This is a genomic window from Rhodococcus sp. PML026, from assembly GCF_000963615.1.
Taxonomy (GTDB): domain Bacteria; phylum Actinomycetota; class Actinomycetes; order Mycobacteriales; family Mycobacteriaceae; genus Rhodococcoides; species Rhodococcoides fascians.
In genome coordinates, this window is record NZ_KQ031371.1 from 519,034 (window position 1) to 536,994 (window position 17,961).

At 64.8% G+C, this 17,961-nt stretch carries 13 protein-coding genes; 7 read left to right on the forward strand and 6 right to left on the reverse strand.

The annotated features are described in order from the left end of the window. Positions 1-18: 18 nt before the first annotated feature. Positions 19-2,067: an ATP-dependent DNA helicase gene (locus VF34_RS09990; protein WP_032370157.1), complete on the forward strand. Its 2,049-nt coding sequence runs from the start codon at positions 19-21 to the stop codon at positions 2,065-2,067. A 7-nt stretch (positions 2,068-2,074) separates the two neighbouring features. On the opposite strand, the gene glgP is transcribed toward VF34_RS09990, so the two are convergent. Beyond that, positions 2,075-4,612, reverse strand: coding sequence for an alpha-glucan family phosphorylase (gene glgP / locus VF34_RS09995; protein ID WP_045841323.1), 2,538 nt, complete (start codon positions 4,610-4,612; stop codon positions 2,075-2,077). Between the two features lie 204 nt (positions 4,613-4,816). On the opposite strand from glgP, the gene VF34_RS10000 reads away from it, so the two are divergent. The 3 genes from VF34_RS10000 to VF34_RS10010 are packed head-to-tail and all read left to right on the forward strand — an operon-like array spanning position 4,817 to position 10,485. Further along, positions 4,817-6,823 carry a maltotransferase domain-containing protein gene (locus tag VF34_RS10000; RefSeq protein WP_027497674.1) on the forward strand — a complete coding sequence of 669 codons (2,007 nt, stop codon included), beginning with the start codon at positions 4,817-4,819 and terminating at the stop codon, positions 6,821-6,823. Between the two features lie 11 nt (positions 6,824-6,834). Then, a complete protein-coding gene (glgB, locus tag VF34_RS10005) occupies positions 6,835-9,036 on the forward strand; it encodes a 1,4-alpha-glucan branching protein GlgB (RefSeq protein ID WP_032368540.1) in 2,202 nt (733 codons plus the stop codon). Then, the gene (locus tag VF34_RS10010) at positions 9,037-10,485 is read left to right on the forward strand and encodes a neutral zinc metallopeptidase (protein ID WP_045841324.1); all 1,449 of its coding nucleotides are present in this window, start codon (positions 9,037-9,039) and stop codon (positions 10,483-10,485) included. It begins immediately after the preceding gene. Between the two features lie 5 nt (positions 10,486-10,490). Here VF34_RS10010 and VF34_RS10015 read toward each other — a convergent pair whose 3' ends face one another. From VF34_RS10015 to VF34_RS10025, 3 genes are all read right to left on the reverse strand, one after another. Then, positions 10,491-11,438 (reverse strand): tetratricopeptide repeat protein, encoded by a 948-nt coding sequence (locus tag VF34_RS10015; RefSeq protein ID WP_231578208.1) that lies wholly within the window; start codon positions 11,436-11,438, stop codon positions 10,491-10,493. Between the two features lie 47 nt (positions 11,439-11,485). Beyond that, on the reverse strand, positions 11,486-11,857 hold the full coding sequence (locus tag VF34_RS10020) for a DUF3817 domain-containing protein (RefSeq protein ID WP_196249283.1): 372 nt from the start codon (positions 11,855-11,857) through the stop codon (positions 11,486-11,488). A gap of 65 nt (positions 11,858-11,922) precedes the next feature. Then, on the reverse strand, positions 11,923-13,113 hold the full coding sequence (locus tag VF34_RS10025) for an acetyl-CoA C-acetyltransferase (RefSeq protein ID WP_032374515.1): 1,191 nt from the start codon (positions 13,111-13,113) through the stop codon (positions 11,923-11,925). A gap of 112 nt (positions 13,114-13,225) precedes the next feature. On the opposite strand from VF34_RS10025, the gene mce reads away from it, so the two are divergent. Then, positions 13,226-13,702: a methylmalonyl-CoA epimerase gene (mce, locus tag VF34_RS10030; RefSeq protein ID WP_045841325.1), complete on the forward strand. Its 477-nt coding sequence runs from the start codon at positions 13,226-13,228 to the stop codon at positions 13,700-13,702. Positions 13,703-13,761: 59 nt separating this feature from the next. Next, positions 13,762-14,724, forward strand: a complete 963-nt coding sequence (locus VF34_RS10035) for a coiled-coil domain-containing protein (RefSeq protein WP_045841326.1) — start codon at positions 13,762-13,764, stop codon at positions 14,722-14,724. 28 nt (positions 14,725-14,752) lie between these two features. Here VF34_RS10035 and VF34_RS25560 read toward each other — a convergent pair whose 3' ends face one another. Together VF34_RS25560 and nucS are read right to left on the reverse strand one after the other, a co-directional pair. Next, positions 14,753-15,070 carry an ATP/GTP-binding protein gene (locus tag VF34_RS25560; RefSeq protein WP_072692233.1) on the reverse strand — a complete coding sequence of 106 codons (318 nt, stop codon included), beginning with the start codon at positions 15,068-15,070 and terminating at the stop codon, positions 14,753-14,755. Positions 15,071-15,111: 41 nt separating this feature from the next. Next, complete coding sequence (nucS, locus tag VF34_RS10040; RefSeq protein ID WP_027497682.1) at positions 15,112-15,783, reverse strand: endonuclease NucS; 672 nt, start codon at positions 15,781-15,783, stop codon at positions 15,112-15,114. 42 nt (positions 15,784-15,825) lie between these two features. Between nucS and VF34_RS10045 the strand changes: the two genes are divergently transcribed. Then, the gene (locus tag VF34_RS10045; protein WP_032399528.1) at positions 15,826-17,415 is read left to right on the forward strand and encodes an adenylate/guanylate cyclase domain-containing protein; all 1,590 of its coding nucleotides are present in this window, start codon (positions 15,826-15,828) and stop codon (positions 17,413-17,415) included. The last annotated feature ends 546 nt before the right edge of the window (positions 17,416-17,961 follow it).

Here is a 17,961-nt window from a genome sequence, read left to right on the forward strand (position 1 = left end):
CGGCAGTAGTCTGCTTCGGTGCCGTCGAAGACCGAGTTGCCCACCGTTCCCGCTCTCCTGCAGGTTGCGGTGCACTCGCTCGGTGGCAAGGAACGCAGCAATCAGCTGACGATGGCCTCTGCCGTGGCGCATTCGATCGACACCGGTGAACATCTCGCGGTGCAGGCGGGCACGGGCACCGGCAAGTCCCTCGCGTATCTCGTGCCCAGCATCAGGCATGCGGTCGAATCGGGGAAGACCGTCATCGTCTCGACGGCCACGATCGCGCTGCAGCGACAGTTGGTCGACCGCGACCTTCCACGTCTGTCCGACGCACTGACCGAAGCTGTGGGTCGGCGTCCGAAGTTCGCGATCCTCAAGGGCCGCAACAATTATCTGTGCATGAACAAGATTCACACCGGTGCCGCACAGGAGGCACCGGACGCGGAGTTGTTCGACCCGTTCGCCGTCTCGCGGATGGGCCGCGAGGTGGTCCGGCTGACCAAGTGGTCCTCGGAGACCGAAACGGGAGATCGCGACGACGTGGTGCCCGGCGTGAGCGACCAGGCGTGGCGTCAGGTCAGCGTCACCGCTCGCGAGTGCCTCGGGAAATCGCGGTGCCCCGTCGGCGAGGACTGCTTCGCCGAGCGCGCCCGCACCGAGGCCGCACAGGTCGACGTGGTCGTGACCAACCACGCGCTGCTCGCCATCGACGCGATCACCGGAATTCAGATCCTGCCCGAGCACGACGTCGTGGTCGTCGACGAGGCCCACGAATTGGTCGACCGAGTGACCGGCGTTGCTACTGAAGAGCTTTCGGCCGCCACCGTCACCGCGGCCGCACGCCGTAGCGCCAAGCTCATCGAGGAAGAGACCGTCGATCAGCTCGAAGGAGCTGCCGAGAACTGGGCCGCGATTCTGGACGAACTACCGCCCGGTCGATGGCAGTCCCTTCCCGACGGCGTCGGACCGGCCCTGGCGTCCGTCCGCGACGCCGCCTGGGCCGTGCGCACCGCGATCGGCCCGAACAAACAGGGCATGGCGGGCAGTGATCCCGAGGCCGCCGCGGCCCGGAGCGCAGCACTCGTGGCAGTCGACGAGGTGCACGACAGCGCCGTACGAGTGCTCACTGCCTTCGACGAGCCCGACCCGGCCAAGCGCAAGGACGTCGTCTGGCACGCCGTCGACGATTTCCGAGGAAATGTCAAACGCACCGTTCGCATTGCTCCGCTCTCGGTGGGCGGGCTGCTGCGCGCACGGTTGTTCGCCGAATCCACCGTGGTGCTGACCTCGGCGACGCTCACCGTCGGCGGATCCTTCGACGGCCTGGCCGTCAATTGGGGCCTGCCCGCAGAGAAGCCCTCCCGCAGTGACACAGCCATGGCGTCGGGAGTGGAACCACCCTCGGACAACGGATCCATTCGCTGGAATTCGTTGGACGTGGGCTCGCCGTTCGATCACGCTCGCGCCGGCATCATGTACATCGCCAAACATCTGTCTCCGCCCGGACGCGACGGCCTGTCCAAGTCCTCGCTCGACGAGATCGAATCGCTCGTCGAGGCAGCCGGTGGTCGGACGCTCGGGCTGTTCTCGTCGATGCGCGCCGCCAAGGCCGCGGCAGAGGAGATGCGCGAACGACTCGACACCCCGATCCTCTGCCAGGGTGACGATTCCACCGGCGCACTGGTGCAGAAGTTCGCCGACGACGAGGCCACCTCACTGTTCGGGACGCTGTCGCTGTGGCAGGGCGTCGATGTGCCCGGTCCGTCGCTGAGCCTGGTGATCCTGGATCGAATTCCGTTCCCCCGGCCCGACGATCCGCTACTGGTGGCTCGGCAGCAGGCCGTCGAATCACGTGGCGGCAACGGCTTTCTCGCGGTGGCCGCCAACCACGCTGCCCTGTTACTGGCGCAGGGCGTCGGTCGACTGCTCCGTAGCGTCGACGACAAAGGTGTTGTCGCCGTGCTCGATTCGCGCCTGGCGACCGCCCGGTACGGCGGCTATCTGCGCGCGTCCTTGCCGCCGTTCTGGGAGACCTCCGACCCGGAGGTGGTCCGCAAGGCCCTCACCCGCCTGGCCGGAAAGTAGCTGCCCCCTACGGCGTCGACACCAGACCGAGCTCGGAATCGGAGGCAAGCCCGTGGTGCCGCGGCAACACCCGCACCGTGTAGCCCACCGCTCCACTGTGCGGTAGCCGCGTCTCGCCCGCGTACACGTGCTCGCCGCCCTCACTGCCCACGTGCGACATCTCGGTGGTGCGAATGTCGCTGAGGTCCTCGCCCTCGTCGACGCGTCCCACCACGGTCTGCACCACGACGGCACCGGGTTCCATACCGCCGAGGTCGACGATGGCGCGCAGCGACAGTTCGGCACCGATGACGGGGGTGTCAGGCAACCCCTCGCTGTCGACTCGGGTGACTTTCACGTTGCGCCACGCCTGCTCGACGCGGCCGCGGTACGACGCAACATCCTTCGCGCCGTGGTAGCCGTCGGACGACACCGCCCGGGCGGAGTGCGCAGCGGGCGCGTAGTAGCCGAGTGTGTAGTCCTGAACCATGCGCGAGGCCAACACTTTCGGTCCCAGCTGTTCCAGTGTGTGCCGCACCATCTCGATCCAGCGAGCCGGCACACCGTCCTCCCCGCGATCGTAGAATTTCGGCAGCACCGCCTGCTCGAGCAATTCGTAGAGGGCAGCGGCTTCCAGATCGTCGCGGCGATTGTCGTCGGTGATGCCGTCGGCCGTCGGGATCGCCCACCCGTTTTCGCCGTCGTACATCTCGTCCCACCATCCGTCGCGAATCGACAGATTGAGGCCGCCGTTGAGCGCCGACTTCATTCCGGACGTACCGCAGGCCTCGAGCGGTCGCAGCGGATTGTTCAGCCACACGTCGCAACCCCAGTACAGAAAACGCGCCATGGACATGTCGTAGTCGGGCAGGAACACGATGCGGTGTCGTACATCGGCCTCGTCGGCGAACTTGACGATCTGCTGAATGAGCGCCTTTCCTCCGTCGTCGGCCGGATGCGATTTTCCGGCTACCACCAGCTGAACCGGGCGGACGGGATCGAGCAACATCGCCCGCAATCGCTCGGGTTCGCGCAGCATGAGCGTCAGACGCTTGTACGTCGGTACGCGTCGAGCAAAGCCGACGGTCAACACGTCGGGGTCGAAAACATTTGCAGTCCAACTGATTTCGGCCTCGGTCGACCCTCGCTCGAGAGCCGAACGGCGCACCCTTCGGCGCACTTCGTCCACCAACTGCGCACGCAACGCGTTTCGAGTGGACCACACCTGCTCCGAGGACAACGGCCCACCTGTCTCGGCCTCCCCCTCGGCCCATTCCCGCGCCGCCCACGTCGGCGCATGGACACCGTTGGTCACCGATCCGATCGGCACCTCCGACGCGTCGAATCCTTGCCACAGGCCGTTGAACATCGCGCGGCTGACGATTCCGTGCAGCTTCGACACTCCGTTGGCGCGCTGCCCCAAGCGAAGGCCCATGTGCGCCATGTTGAACACCGACGGATCACTCTCGCCGCCCAGCGCCAGAATTCGGCTCATCGGCAATCCCGGCAACAGGGCCGAGTCCGGTGCACCGTCGCTACCGCCGAAGTAGTGCCGCACCAGATCGGCGGGGAACCTGTCGATGCCGGCAGGCACCGGGGTGTGGGTGGTGAACACCGTGCCCGCCCGGACGGCGGCCAACGCCGAATCGAAGTCCAACCCGCTACCGGTGACGAGTTCACGGATGCGTTCGACCCCGAGGAAGCCGGCGTGGCCCTCGTTCATGTGGAACACCTCGGGATCGGGCAGACCGTGCGCGCGCGTGTAGGCCCTGATCGCGCGTACTCCGCCGATACCGGCGAGGATCTCCTGCTTGATGCGGTGGTCCTGATCGCCTCCGTACAGGCGGTCGGTGACTCCTCTGAGCTCGGGATCGTTGTCGGCGATGTCGGAATCGAGCAGCAGCAGCGGAACGCGTCCCACCTGAGCGATCCACACGCGGGCCCGCAGCACGCGCGACCCCGGCATCGACACGTGTATCAACACCGGTGAGTCGTTGTCGTCGGTGAGCAGTCGTAGCGGCAGACCGTGCGGGTCCAGGGACGGGTAACGCTCGGCCTGCCAGCCGTCGGCCGTCAGCGATTGCCGGAAGTACCCCGAGCGGTAGAGCAGTCCGACGCCGATCAGCGGTAGACCGAGATCCGACGCCGCCTTCAGGTGGTCGCCGGCCAGAATGCCGAGCCCACCCGAGTAGTTCGGCAGTACCTCGGTGACCCCGAACTCCATCGAGAAATAACCGATGCCCGACGGCAGAGCTCGCCCCTCGGCGAGCTCGTTCTGGTACCAGAGGGGTCGGGCGAGGTAGTCGTGTAGATCCGCCTCGGCGGCGTCCAGTTCGGCCAGGAACGATGCGTCTTCGGCGAGTTCTTCGAGCCGGCCGGGTGCGACGGCACCGAGCACGGCCACCGGATCGCGTTCGAGTTCGGTCCACAGCAGCGGATCGATGTGCTCGAAAAGATCCTGCGTGGCCGAATGCCACGACCACCTGAGGTTTGTCGACAGCTCGGCGAGGGCATTCAAACGGGCGGGAAGGTGGGCTCGGACGGTGAATCGACGCAAGGCTTTCACAGAGCCGAACCCTACCCACGGATACCTGTGTCGATGGGGCGCTCGGCGAAAATTTCCTCGTGCGCCCGTCGCGGTCAGTATGCGTCGGCGCACGCGCCATCTGCGCTGCTGCACTACGGTTGACGAGTAGAAGCACACCAAATATCGGTTCGATCAGAGGTTGCGCCCGCGCAGCCATACCTCTAACGAAGAATGGAGTGTGAAGTGACAGGTCGACTTGGTATCGACAATGTCCTTCCAGATACGACGACCGGGAAATACCCCGCGAAAGCGGTGGTGGGCGAGACGTTTCCAGTTTCCGCCGACGTCTGGCGCGAGGGTCACGACGCAGTGGCCGCGACGCTGTCGGTGCGTGGACCGGGAGGCAAGCTCGAACGCATCCCGATGACGCCCGGCCACGAGCCGGACACGTTCGACGCGGTGTTCGTCCCTTCCCGGCCCGGCTACTGGATCTGCCGTATCGAGGCGTGGAGCGATCCGATCAGCACCTGGCGCCACGCCGTCGAGGCGAAGCTCGGAGTGGGCCAGAGCGCCCACGAACTCGCCAACGACCTCGAAATCGGGGCGCGCCTGTTCCTCCGCGCTGCCACCGGCGTTCCTGCGGAGAGCAGGCAGCTGCTCGCCGACGTCGCCGCCGGCCTGCGCGACACCGACCGCCCGCTGCCCGCGCGGGTGTCCTCGGCGTTCGCATCGTCGGTCACCGAGCTGCTGTTCCAGCACCCGCTGCGCGAGCTGGTGACCAGATCGCGGGCCGTGAACGTGTGGGTCGACCGAAACCTGGCCCTCAACGGTGCCTGGTACGAGTTCTTCCCGCGCTCCACGGGAGGGTGGAACGAGGACGGATCACCGCGGCACGGCACGTTCGCGACATCCATCGAGCAGTTACCGCGCATCGCGCGCATGGGCTTCGACATCGTCTACCTGCCTCCGATCCACCCGATCGGCACGATCAACCGCAAGGGCCCGAACAACACGTTGACTCCGGGCCCCGAGGACGTCGGTTCGCCGTGGGCGATCGGATCCAAGGACGGCGGGCACGACGCGATCCATCCCGAGCTGGGAACCGAGGACGACTTCCGTGCGTTCGTCGACGCCTCGCGAGAGCACGGCCTCGAAGTGGCGCTCGATCTGGCCCTGCAGGCCGCTCCGGATCATCCATGGGCCGCAACACATTCGGAGTGGTTCACCGTGTTGCCGGACGGCACCATCGCGTACGCCGAGAATCCGCCGAAAAAGTACCAGGACATCTACCCGATCAATTTCGACAACGACCGTCGTGGCATCTACGAGGAAGTGCTACGCGTGGTCCGATACTGGATCTCGTTGGGCGTCAAGATTTTCCGAGTCGACAATCCACACACCAAGCCACCGGACTTCTGGGAGTGGCTCATCGCCGAGGTCAAGAAGACCGATCCGGACGTGCTGTTCCTGGCCGAGGCGTTCACCCGGCCGGTACGCATGTACGGTCTCGCGCAACGTGGGTTCACGCAGTCGTACACGTACTTCACGTGGCGTACCGCGAAGTGGGAGCTGACCGAGTTCGCCGAGGAGCATGCCCGACGCGCCGACGACGCGCGGCCGAACCTGTTCGTCAACACCCCGGACATTCTGCACGAGAGCCTGCAACACGGAGGACCCGGAATGTTCGCTCTGCGAGCAGCTCTGGCCGCCACCCTGGCTCCGACGTGGGGCGTGTACTCCGGGTACGAGCTGTACGAACATCAGGCCGTGCGCGAGGGCAGCGAGGAGTATCTGGACTCCGAGAAGTACCAGTTGCGACCGCGCGACTTCGAGGGTGCGCTCGCCCGCGGCGAATCGCTGGAGCCGTGGATCACCACCCTCAATTCCATCCGCCGTGCGCATCCGGCCCTGCAGCAACTGCGCAACATCCATTTCCACACGATCGACAACGAAGCGCTGATCGGATACTCCAAGTTCGATCCGCAGACCGGCGACTCGGTGTTGGTGGTCATCAACCTCAACCCGTTCGGAGCCGAGGAGGGCACCGTCCATCTGGACATGCCCGCGCTCGGTCACGACTGGCAGGACACCCTGACGATCAAGGACGAGGTGAGCGGCATCCATTACGACTGGGGCCACACCAACTTCGTCCGACTCGAGCCCTGGACCTCGGTGGCGCACATATTCACGCTCCCCCACATTCCCTATCCGGCACGAATCGAACTGGCCTACCGCGGCAACCGAAAGTGAGTGGATTCAACGTGACCAAGAATCCGACGACGCCCGAAGACACCGTCGCAGCCCCGTCCGACAACGACCTCGATCTCCTCGCCGCTGGTCGGCACTACAACCCGCACTCCGTGCTCGGCGCGCACCCCGTGCCGGGCGGAACCGCGATTCGTGCGCTGAAGCCCGACGCGGAGAAAGTGATCGCGCGCGTCGGAGGCGTCGACCACGAGTTGACCCACGTCGCCCACGGCCTCTTCTCTGCGCTGGTGCCGGTCGAGGACCTGATCGATTACCGGCTCGTGGTCACCTGGCCAGGTGGGCACGTGTCCGAATCTGCCGACGGGTACCGGTTCCTACCGACCCTCGGTGAACTCGACCTGCACCTGTTCGGCGAAGGTCGCCACGAGCGTCTGTGGGACATCCTCGGAGCGCACCAGCAGTCGTACGCCACTCCCGATGGTCCCGTCACCGGCACCTCGTTCGCGGTGTGGGCCCCTGCCGCCCAGGGCGTCACGCTGGTGGGCGACTTCGACGGGTGGACCGGCCGTAGTTGGCCGATGCGCGTCCTAGGCTCCACCGGAGTCTGGGAGCTGTTCGTCCCGAACATCGAACCCGGTGCCCTGTACAAGTTCCGCGTCCACGGCTCCGACGGTTCGGTGAAGGACAAGGCCGACCCGATGGCCTTTGCCACCGAGGTTCCGCCCTCCACCGCGTCGGTCGTGACCGCGTCGACGTACACCTGGAACGACGAGAAGTGGCTCGACACCCGAGCCGGCATCGAACCCACGCAGGCTCCGATGAGCGTCTACGAGATCCATCTGGCGTCGTGGCGACCGGGCCTGGGTTACCGGGAGCTGGCCGAGCAACTGGCCGAGTACATCATCGAGACCGGCTTCACGCACGTGGAGTTGCTCCCCGTCGCCGAGCACCCGTTCGGCGGATCCTGGGGCTATCAGGTGACGTCCTACTACGCACCGACGTCCAGGTTCGGCAGTCCGGACGACTTCCGGTTCTTCGTCGATCACCTGCACAGCGCCGGCATCGGCGTCATCGTCGACTGGGTCCCCGCCCACTTCCCCAAGGACGAATGGGCCCTCGCCCGCTTCGACGGTGGGCCGCTCTACGAGCACGGAGACCCGCAGCGAGGCGAGCAACTCGACTGGGGCACACTGGTTTTCGACTTCGGCCGACGCGAGGTCCGCAACTTCCTGGTCGCGAACGCGCTCTACTGGATCGACGAATTCCACATCGACGGACTGCGCGTCGACGCCGTCGCCTCGATGCTGTACCTGGACTACTCGCGTCCCGAGGGCGGCTGGTCGCCCAACATCTACGGTGGCCGAGAAAACCTCGAAGCGGTGTCCTTCCTGCAGGAGATGAACGCCACGGTGCACAAGAAGCACCGCGGAGTCGTCACCGTCGCCGAGGAGTCGACCGCGTGGCCCGGCGTCACTCGCCCGACGAACGTCGGCGGGCTCGGGTTCAACATGAAGTGGAACATGGGGTGGATGCACGACACCCTCGGCTTCGTCGGGCGCGATCCCATCCACCGCAGCTACCACCACCACGAGATCACGTTCTCGCTCGTCTACGCGTGGAGCGAGAACTACCTGCTGCCCATCAGCCACGACGAGGTGGTGCACGGCAAGGGCACGCTGTGGACCCGCATGCCCGGTGACGACTACGCCAAGGCCGCAGGGCTGCGCGGAATGCTTGCCTACATGTGGGCACATCCGGGCAAGCAGTTGCTGTTCATGGGCCAGGAGTTCGGTCAGACTCGCGAATGGTCCGAGGAGCGAGGCCTGGACTGGTACCAGATCGACGAGGAGCCGTTGCACCGAGGTGTGAAATCGCTTGTCGCAGATCTGAACTCGACGTACCGGTCGCATCCGGCACTGTGGACGCTGGACACCTCGCCCAGTGGCTACTCGTGGATCGACGCCAACGACACCGAGAACAACGTGCTCAGCTTTCTGAGGTACGGCTCCGACGGTTCGGTCGTCGCGTGTATTTTCAACTTCTCCGGTTCCGAGCACGGCAGCTATCGTGTGGGACTACCGGAACCAGGCCGTTGGATCGAGATCCTCAACACCGATGCAACGGAGTACGGCGGCTCCGGAATGGGCAACCTGGGTGAAGTGACGGCAACATCGCACTCGTGGCACGGTCGACCGGCATCAGGCCAGGTTGCACTTCCCGCCAACGGGGCGATCTGGATCAAATTGGAGCAGTAGATGACCGGCGGCCGCAGACCACGACTTCTGGCTGCGGCCGCCACTGCAGGGTTACTACTGTTGACATCGTGCGGTGCCACCGTCGGCGGTAACGCAGTGTCGATTTACGAGAATCCGTTCACGGTCGCCGGTCTCCCGGTCACCAGCGGACCGAGCGGACCGCGGCCGGGAGTGCCGGATTCGACCATCGCCGTCGAGAATGCCGAAGGCACCGACTCGGACATCTTGGCAACCAACGCGATCGACGACATCCAGCAGTTCTGGGCCGAGCAGTATCCGGCCCTGTTCAAGGGCTCGTTCACTCCGGTCTCGACATTGACCTCGTGGGATGCGTCGGAGGACGAGGGATCCGGCATCCGGTTCTGTGGAGACAGAACCGGTGGAGTCCCCAATGCCGCGTATTGCACCCGCGACGACTCGATCGGGTGGGACCGCACCATTCTGCTTCCGGCGTTGGTCGACGCGTTCGGGCCGATGTCGGTGGTCATGGTGATCGCGCACGAATACGGCCACGCGATCCAGCATCAGTCGGGACTCGTCGGCGACGACACCCCGACCATCGTGGCCGAGCAGCAAGCCGACTGTTTCGCCGGCGCATTCATCCGCCATGTCGCAGAGGGCGATTCGCCGCACTTCACCATCAACACCTCGGATGGACTCAACGGTGTTCTTGCTGCGACCGTCGCGGTGCGCGACGTGGACCCCAACGATCCCGAATCGGTACACGGGTCCGCATTCGAGCGAGTGACTGCCGTACAGATCGGGTTCACCGACGGTGCAGCTGCCTGCACACGCATCGACGAGGCCGAAATCGATTCACGCCGAGCGTCGTTGCCGCAGAAGTTCGACAGCGCCGACGATTCCGGCGAGCTACCGGTCACCGAGGACTCGCTCGAAGCGTTCACACGGTCGTTCGAGACGGTACTTCCCGCTGCCGAGACGCCGACCGTGGACTACTCAGGATCGGACACCGGGTGCACGGACGCCGAGGCCACCTCTCCGGTGTCGTACTGCCCGTCGAGCAACACCATCGGTGTCGATGTGGAGGACCTGGCCGAAATAGGGCAACCCGAGACACCTCAGCGCGGAGACATCCTGCCACTCAACGTATCCGGTGACTACAGCGCGTACGTACTGTTCGCGTCTCGCTACACCCTCGCATTACAGAGGGAAGCGGGCCAGACGCTCGACGATCCGCAGACCGCACTTCGATCCGCATGCCTGTCCGGGGTCATCACCGCAGCGTTGAGCGCCGAATCCAACGAGGCCGCTCTCGAAATCCGGCTCTCCCCCGGCGATCTCGACGAGGCCGTCTCAGGCCTGCTCAGCGACGGATTGGCCGCCAGCGACGTCAATGGAACAACGCTGCCGTCCGGCTTCTCCCGAGTCGACGCGTTCCGCTCGGGAGTTCTCGGCGGCAAGCCCCTGTGCGATTCGCGCTACAGCTGAGGGATTCAGTACAGAGCGGACGCGAGTTTGCGACGCGCCGAGACCACCAGAGGATCGGCGGCGTCGAACAACTCGAACAGCTCCAGTAGGCGGGTACGCAGGGCCGTGCGGTCGTCTCCTGCACTGATCTTGATTCCGTCGATGAGCCGTGCGAAAGCTTGTTCCGGCTGCTGCCCAGCCATTTCGGCATCCGCCGCATCGATCCGGGCCTGCACGTTGGCGGGATCGGCGTCGGCCACCTCGACGGCATCGGGTGCAACGTTCTGCACCCGAGCCAGGAACTTGACCTGACGCAACGCGGCGACCGCGTCGGTGTTCTTCGGCTCGGCGTCGATGATGGCCTGATACGCCGCCGCTGCCTTGTCGAAGTCACCCTCGTCGATCGCCTCTTCCGCAGCGACGATGCGCGGATCCTCGATCTCGGGTTCCGGCTCGGCGGCGGGAGCCGACCCGGGTGGACCGGACAGCTTTCCGGCGGTTGCCTGCTCGACGGCCTGCAGCCACTGACGCAACTGCTCGTCGGATTGCGTGCCCTGGAAATCGGCGAGCGGTTGCCCACCCGCGACTGCAACCACCGTGGGAATGGCCTGCACGCCGAATGCCTGTGCGATCTGCGGATTGGAGTCGACATCGACGCGAGCATGTATCCACGTGCCGCCGGCCTCGACGGCAAGTTGCCCGAGCTGACGCGTCAACGCCTGGGACTGCGGCGACCGAGCCGATCCCAGGTCGACGATGACCGGTACCTGCATCGATCGCTGCAGAACCTCGGCTTCGAAATTGGCCGTGGTCACGTCGACGATCGGAGCCAACCCTCCCGCATCGCCACTGGCTTCGGCAGCGGGAGCAGGTGCCGGACGGTCCTTGAGAACGGACAGGTCGACGGCTCCGGCAATGGATGCGGGGACGGCGGCCGACGGGCGGACAGGAGGACGGGAACCGGGTCGAGTCACGCCCTACAGTTTGTCACTAACGCGATGTGTCATCCACTGGCGGGCGGTCAGGACAGAACCTTCGCGTCGGCTGCGGGTCGGCCGGTGCTCAGCTCGGCAAGGCGTCCGGTACGCACGGCCCAGATCTCGAAGACCACGGTGCCGAACGGCGGGAATGCCGCGACCAGCGCCAGCAGCGTGGCCTTGATGTCCCACTTGAGCTTCACCGCCGTCAGGACGGCAACGGCAAGATACACGATGAACACCGCACCGTGGATAGGCCCGAAGATCTTCACGCCGATTTCGTTGCCGTCGGCCGGCAGATACTTGAACGCCATGCCGACCAGTAGTCCGAGCCAGGTGAACGCTTCGAGCACGGCAATGAAACGGAAGCGTTTGGCCGTGCTGCTCAGGTCGAAGAAATTCGTCATGCCCGCTATTGTGCCCGGTTTGCTACGACAGAACGTAGTGGCTCTGGTCTCATCGGACCAGAGCCACTACCGACTCAGCTTTTCGGGACTCGAACGATGAGCGCATCGCCCTGTCCGCCGCCGCCGCACAATGCTGCGGCACCCACTCCGCCACCTCGCCGCTGCAGCTCGAGAGCCAGGTGCAGTGCGATGCGAGCGCCCGACATTCCGAGGGGATGACCGATCGAAATCGCCCCGCCGTTGACGTTGACGATCTCCGGATCGATGCCGAGCTCACGCGTCGACGCGATTCCGACCGCTGCGAACGCCTCGTTGATTTCGACGACGTCGAGGTCCTTCGGGTCGATGCCTTCCTTCGCGCAGGCCTTGGCGATGGCGCGAGCGGGCTGCGACTGCAGGGTGGAGTCGGGGCCGGCCACCACACCGTGCGCGCCGATCTCGGCGAGCCAGGTCAAACCGAGCGACTCGGCCTTGTCCTTGCTCATCACGACGACGGCGGCGGCACCGTCGGAAATCTGCGACGCGGATCCGGCAGTGACCGTGCCCGCCTTGTCGAACGCGGGGCGAAGCTTGCCGAGGGAATCGACCGTGGTGTCGGCCCGGATTCCTTCGTCGGCAGTGAACTGGATGGGCTCACCCTTGCGCTGCGGAATCGACACGGGCACTACCTCGTCGTCGAAGACCCCGTTCTTCCACGCCGCGGCAGCCTTCTGATGCGATGCGGCCGCGAAGGTGTCCTGCTCCTCACGGCTGATTGCCTCCGAGCTCTGATTGCGCTGCTCGGTGAGCGCACCCATGGCCTGATCGGTGAAGATGTCGTACAAGCCGTCGTACGCGAGGTGGTCGCGCATGGTGACATCGCCGTACTTGAATCCCGCCCGCGACTTCTCCAGCATGTGCGGTGCCTGGGTCATCGATTCCTGGCCGCCGGCGACGACGATCTCGAACTCCCCCGCGCGAATGAGCTGATCAGCGAGCGCGATGGCGTCGACGCCGGAGAGACACACCTTGTTGATCGTCAGGGCCGGAACGGTCATCGGGATACCTGCAGCGACGGCGGCCTGTCGGGCCGGGATCTGCCCGGCACCCGCAGTGAGGACCTGGCCCATGATGACGTAGTCGACCTGATCCGGAGCGACGCCGGCCTTCTCGAGTGCGCCCTTGATGGCAATTCCGCCGAGGTCGGAACCCGAGAAGTCCTTGAGCGCACCCGAGAAGCGCCCGACGGGCGTACGAGCACCGGCGACGATGACTGTTGTGGTCACGATTTCCTCCGAAAGTGTGAAGACGGCCTTGTGGAGATCAACGCTCGCCAGGCTCCCTGCCGATACCAGCCTGGCGGAACACCGTGACGCAGCTGACGCTAACGTCTTGTCCATGACCTCCAGCACGCAGTCTTACACGGGCGCCCCACTCCGCTCCGACCTGGTAACGGCTATCGACCACGTCGGTGTCGCGGTACCCGATCTCGATGCCGCAATCGCCTGGTACACCGACCACCTGGGCATGGTTGCGGTGCACGAGGAAGTCAACGAGGAACAAGGCGTGCGCGAGGCGATGCTCTCGTTCCCCGGGGCAGACGAAAAGTCGGCAGCACTGCAGTTGCTCGCGCCTATCGACGAATCCTCGACCATCGCGAAGTTCATCGACCGAAACGGCCCCGGACTCCAACAGTTGGCGTACCGGGTCACCGACATCGAGGAGATCTCCTCCGAGTTGCGCGCCCGCGGCGTTCGGTTGCTCTACGACGCTCCCCGCCGCGGTACTGCCGATTCGCGTATCAACTTCGTCCACCCCAAGGACGCAGGCGGAGTACTGATCGAACTGGTCGAACCGAACCACAACGCGCACTGACCGAACTCGGTGATTACGCCGTATGGCTCTCCACTTGACTCACCGGTAAATTGACGGCCATGGCCATCGATCATGAACGCACTTCCACGGTGCAACTTCCCTTTTCCATCGTTCGGAAGGGGTTCGATCGCGACGAAGTCACCAACTACTTCGAGCGATTCGACGCCGAATTACGGCTGACGACGGCCGACCGTGATGCCGCCGCGGCACAGGCGCGTGATCTGGCCAAGCAACTCGACGACGCTCGCGACGAGATCGACGAACTGCGCAAGGACATCGACCGTCTCTCGGTGCCGCCGACCACCGCGGAAGGCATGAGCGATCGCATCTCCCGCATGTTGCGACTGGCGTCCGACGAGGCCTCCGAGGTTCGCGCGAAGGCACATGCGGAGTCCGAGGAAATGATCTCGGTTGCGCAGCAGGAGAGCACTCGCCTGCGAAGCCGTCACGAATCGTTGGTCGCAGAACTCGAGGAGCGCCGCACGGCACTCGAAACCGAGCACGAGCAGACCATGGCGCAGGCACGCACCGAGGCTGCGCGCGTCGTCGAGGCCGCACAGGCAGAGCGCGACAAGCTGGCTGCCGAGTCCGAGGCCAAGCGCGCCGAGGTTCAGGAAGACTTCGAGATCACGATGGCCGAGCGCCGCACCAAGGTGCTCACCGCGCTCGAAGAACTGGAAGCGTCGAGCAAGGCCGACGCTGCTCGCCGTATCGAAGAGGCGACGACCGAGGCCGAACGCCGGCTGCAGTCCGCCAGCGAGCAAGCCGAGCGGCGTATCGCGCACTCGAAGGAATTGGCCGAGGAGCTGCGCGTGCTGCGAAGCCGCGTCCTCGCTCAGCTACTGGGTATCCGGGGCCAGCTCGATTCGGTACCGGCCATGCTGGCCTCGGTCAACCGCGAAAGCGAGTTGCTGGACAACCCCGACCCGACGGCCATCCTCAAGAAAGAAGAAGAGAAGGCTGCGGCGAAGGCCGAGAAGGACAACGACGAAGAGAAGGAATCCGCCGACTCGGCGTCCTGACTTCGCAGCACACGCTCGGCCTCCCCCGCTAGGACCATCTACGGGTGAGGCCTCGCGTGTTTCTGCCGCTCCAACACCCGGTGTGCCAATGTCTGCGGTTGTCGGCTCCCCCGAAATCGTCCGACGGCCACGCCACGATGTGGGCGACCCCTGGCCGCACCTCGTGATCGCAGCCTGGGCAACGGTAGGTCTTGACGGCCTTGGCACCGGGAATCATCCGCGTCGTGTACGTGTCCCCGTCAGGACCCACCTCGACGCGATTGCCGCCCAGGACGGAATCGGTAGCCGGGCCGAGACTGCTCGGACCACTCCGACTCGCTTTGCGGGGCTGATTGCGACGAGGCACGCATCCAGTGTAGAGAATCGCGCCGCTTCGGCAGACAGACGTCAGAAGAGCCGGAACTCGGTGCTGTCGGTGCCGCGGAGAACGTCGTAGTCGAGTGTCAGACAACGTATACCGCGATCGGTGGCCAGAGTCTTCGCCTGCGGCTTGATGACCTGGGCGGCGAACACACCGCTGACCGGTGCCAGCAACGGATCACGATTGAGCAGTTCGAGGTACCGAGTCAACTGCTCCACACCGTCGATTTCACCGCGACGCTTGATCTCGACGGCGACAGTGCCACCATCTGCGTTGCGGCACAACAGATCCACCGGTCCGATTGCCGTCATGTATTCACGCCGCACCAGGGTGTACCCCTCACCGAGGGTGTTGACGTGTTCTGCGAGCAACTCCTGCAGATGAGCCTCGACACCGTCTTTGACCAACCCTGGATCGATACCCAATTCATGACTGGAATCGAGTTCGACGTCGTCGATCGTGATGCGAAGTTCTTCGCCCGCCTTGTTGGTGACGACCCATTTGATGGTCTCGTCCTCGGTGGTCTCGACCATCCAACAGGGCGGAGACATCCAGTTGAGGGGCTTGTACGCCCTGTCGTCCGCGTGCACACTGACCGATCCGTCTGACTTGACGAGCAGCAGGCGTCGAGCGGAAGGGAGATGTGCGGTGAGGCGGCCGATGTAGTCCACTTGGCAACGAGCAATAACTAAACGCACTCGACCACCATAAGGCAGCACGGCCGTTACTCTGTGACCACCATGCCCCAATTCAGACGATCTGCCGCTCCGCTGGGTTCCCGGCTCCTCGGAGACACCACCGAATCGCCGCGCCGACGCCGGATCCGAATCCAGCTGTTGCTGACGGTGTTCCTGGTCCTGTCCAACCTGATCGGTGCGGTGATCGTCGGTGTCCTCATCAGTGTCGTCGTTCCAGGCCCGAACGTGCTGGACATGGACCGCTACTGGTGGGTGAACTTCATCGTCGTCCCGGTGTACGTCTTTCTGGCATTCCTGGTCGGTGTCGTCTGGGGCACCACACGCGCGCTGAGCAGTCTGCGGTGGGGCATCGAGGATCGCGAGCCCACCCGATCCGAGCAGGTCGCGACGCTGGCCATGCCCTGGCGCCTGACGCGCATGCAGATTGCGCTGTGGACCGGTGGACTGATTCTGCTCACCACGATCGACGGCATCATCGACCCCCAGGCGATCCCGAAGGTGGCGTTCACCATCGCCGCGGGCGGCACAGTTGTATGTGCCTTCAGCTACCTGCTCAGTGAGTTCGCTCTGCGGCCCATCGCGGCTCGTGCCCTGCAAGCGGGCGACCCACGACGCATCCGAATCGCCGGTGTCATGGGGCGTTCCATCCTGTCGTGGTTGCTGGGAACCGGCGTTCCGGTCTCCGGCCTGATGATGATCGCGGTGTTCCGCTTCCTTCGACCCGAGACCAGTGCAAACCAGCTCGCTGTGTCCATCCTCGCGCTCGGCGGCATCACCATCGTCTTCGGATTCGCCCTGACCGTCCTGGGCGGTTTCGCGACCACCTCCCCCATCAACAACGTGCGGGCGGGCATGGCCGAAGTCGAGAAGGGCAACATGGATGTCCGACTCGCGGTGTACGACGGCACCGAGCTCGGCGAACTGCAGAGCGGTTTCAACCGCATGGCCGACGGTGTGCGCGATCGAGAGAAGATCCGCGACCTGTTCGGACGACACGTCGGACACGAAGTAGCCGAGAAGGCCCTGCAGTCCGAAAGTGAACTCGGGGGCCAGGAGCGCGATATCGCAGTGTTCTTCATCGACCTGGTGGGCTCCACCGAATTGGCCGCTTCACGACCGCCGACCGAGGTAGTGGATTTACTCAACCGCTTCTTCGCCGTCGTCGTCGACGAGGTGGACGAACACGGCGGCTTCATCAACAAATTCGAGGGCGACGCGGCGCTCGCCATCTTCGGAGCACCGAACGACATTCCGGATCACTGCGGATCGGCACTCTCGGCCGCACGTGCCATTGCCCGCCGATTGCTGGTCGAAGTTCCCGAGTGCAGCGCAGCCGTCGGCGTTGCAGCCGGCCGAGCCGTTGCCGGCAATGTGGGAGCAAAGTCGAGATTCGAGTACACCGTCATCGGCGATCCGGTAAACGAGGCTGCGCGACTATCGGAACTGGCCAAGAGCGCTCCCGGTGCGATACTCGCTTCCAAGACAGCGGTAGACGGTGCTGCCGAAAACGAAGCGGACCGCTGGGAATTCGGTGATCGAGTAACCCTTCGCGGACGATCCGCAGAGACAGTTCTGGCGAACCCCAAGGACGTGAAGGTTTCCGCAGACGAGGCCGAATCCGTTCACGCCTGATCCACCCGATCGCTGGGCTCAGTACGTGTAGTGCACTGTGCCCCTGCCGTTTTCATCACTGACGACTCGGCCGTCCTGTGCCCGGTCCCCCTCGCGAATGCGCGCGCGTTTGTCGAACGCTCACGACGTCGCTGACGATTCTGCACGCGCCTCGCGAATGCGGGCGCGTCTGCAGAATCGAAGTTTGCCCACTATCGATCGCCAAGCTTCGATGGGCAGTAGTTGGCTTGTTGGGGTTGGGTCCGGTTCGACGGCCCGACAAACGCGCACGCGTTTGTCGGGTGCGCGCAGTCTGGTGTCGCTGTTCTGCTCGCGTCCGGCGAGTGCGCGCGCGTTCGCGGCCCTGGGGCGAGGGGACGGGCGGTCCGTATGACGAGTGATGGGACTGGGGGTGCAGGTCTCGATGCCTGCGCGTTCAGTTCAACGAAAGGGGTGAATACTGTTGCGTGGGTGGTGGTTTCGAATGCAAACAACCCCCGACCGTGATGGTCGGGGGTTGTCTGGCTCAAGTTGTGTTCGGCGGTGTCCTACTCTCCCACACCCTGT

Excerpts from the sequence above, each read along its gene's own strand:
- VF34_RS10035 (WP_045841326.1), top strand. The coding sequence starts at position 13,762 with ATGGCCATCGATCATGAACGCACTTCCACGGTGCAACTTCCCTTTTCC.
- VF34_RS10010 (WP_045841324.1), top strand. The coding sequence starts at position 9,037 with ATGACCGGCGGCCGCAGACCACGACTTCTGGCTGCGGCCGCCACTGCA.
- VF34_RS10045 (WP_032399528.1), top strand. The coding sequence starts at position 15,826 with ATGCCCCAATTCAGACGATCTGCCGCTCCGCTGGGTTCCCGGCTCCTC.
- mce (WP_045841325.1), top strand. The coding sequence starts at position 13,226 with ATGACCTCCAGCACGCAGTCTTACACGGGCGCCCCACTCCGCTCCGAC.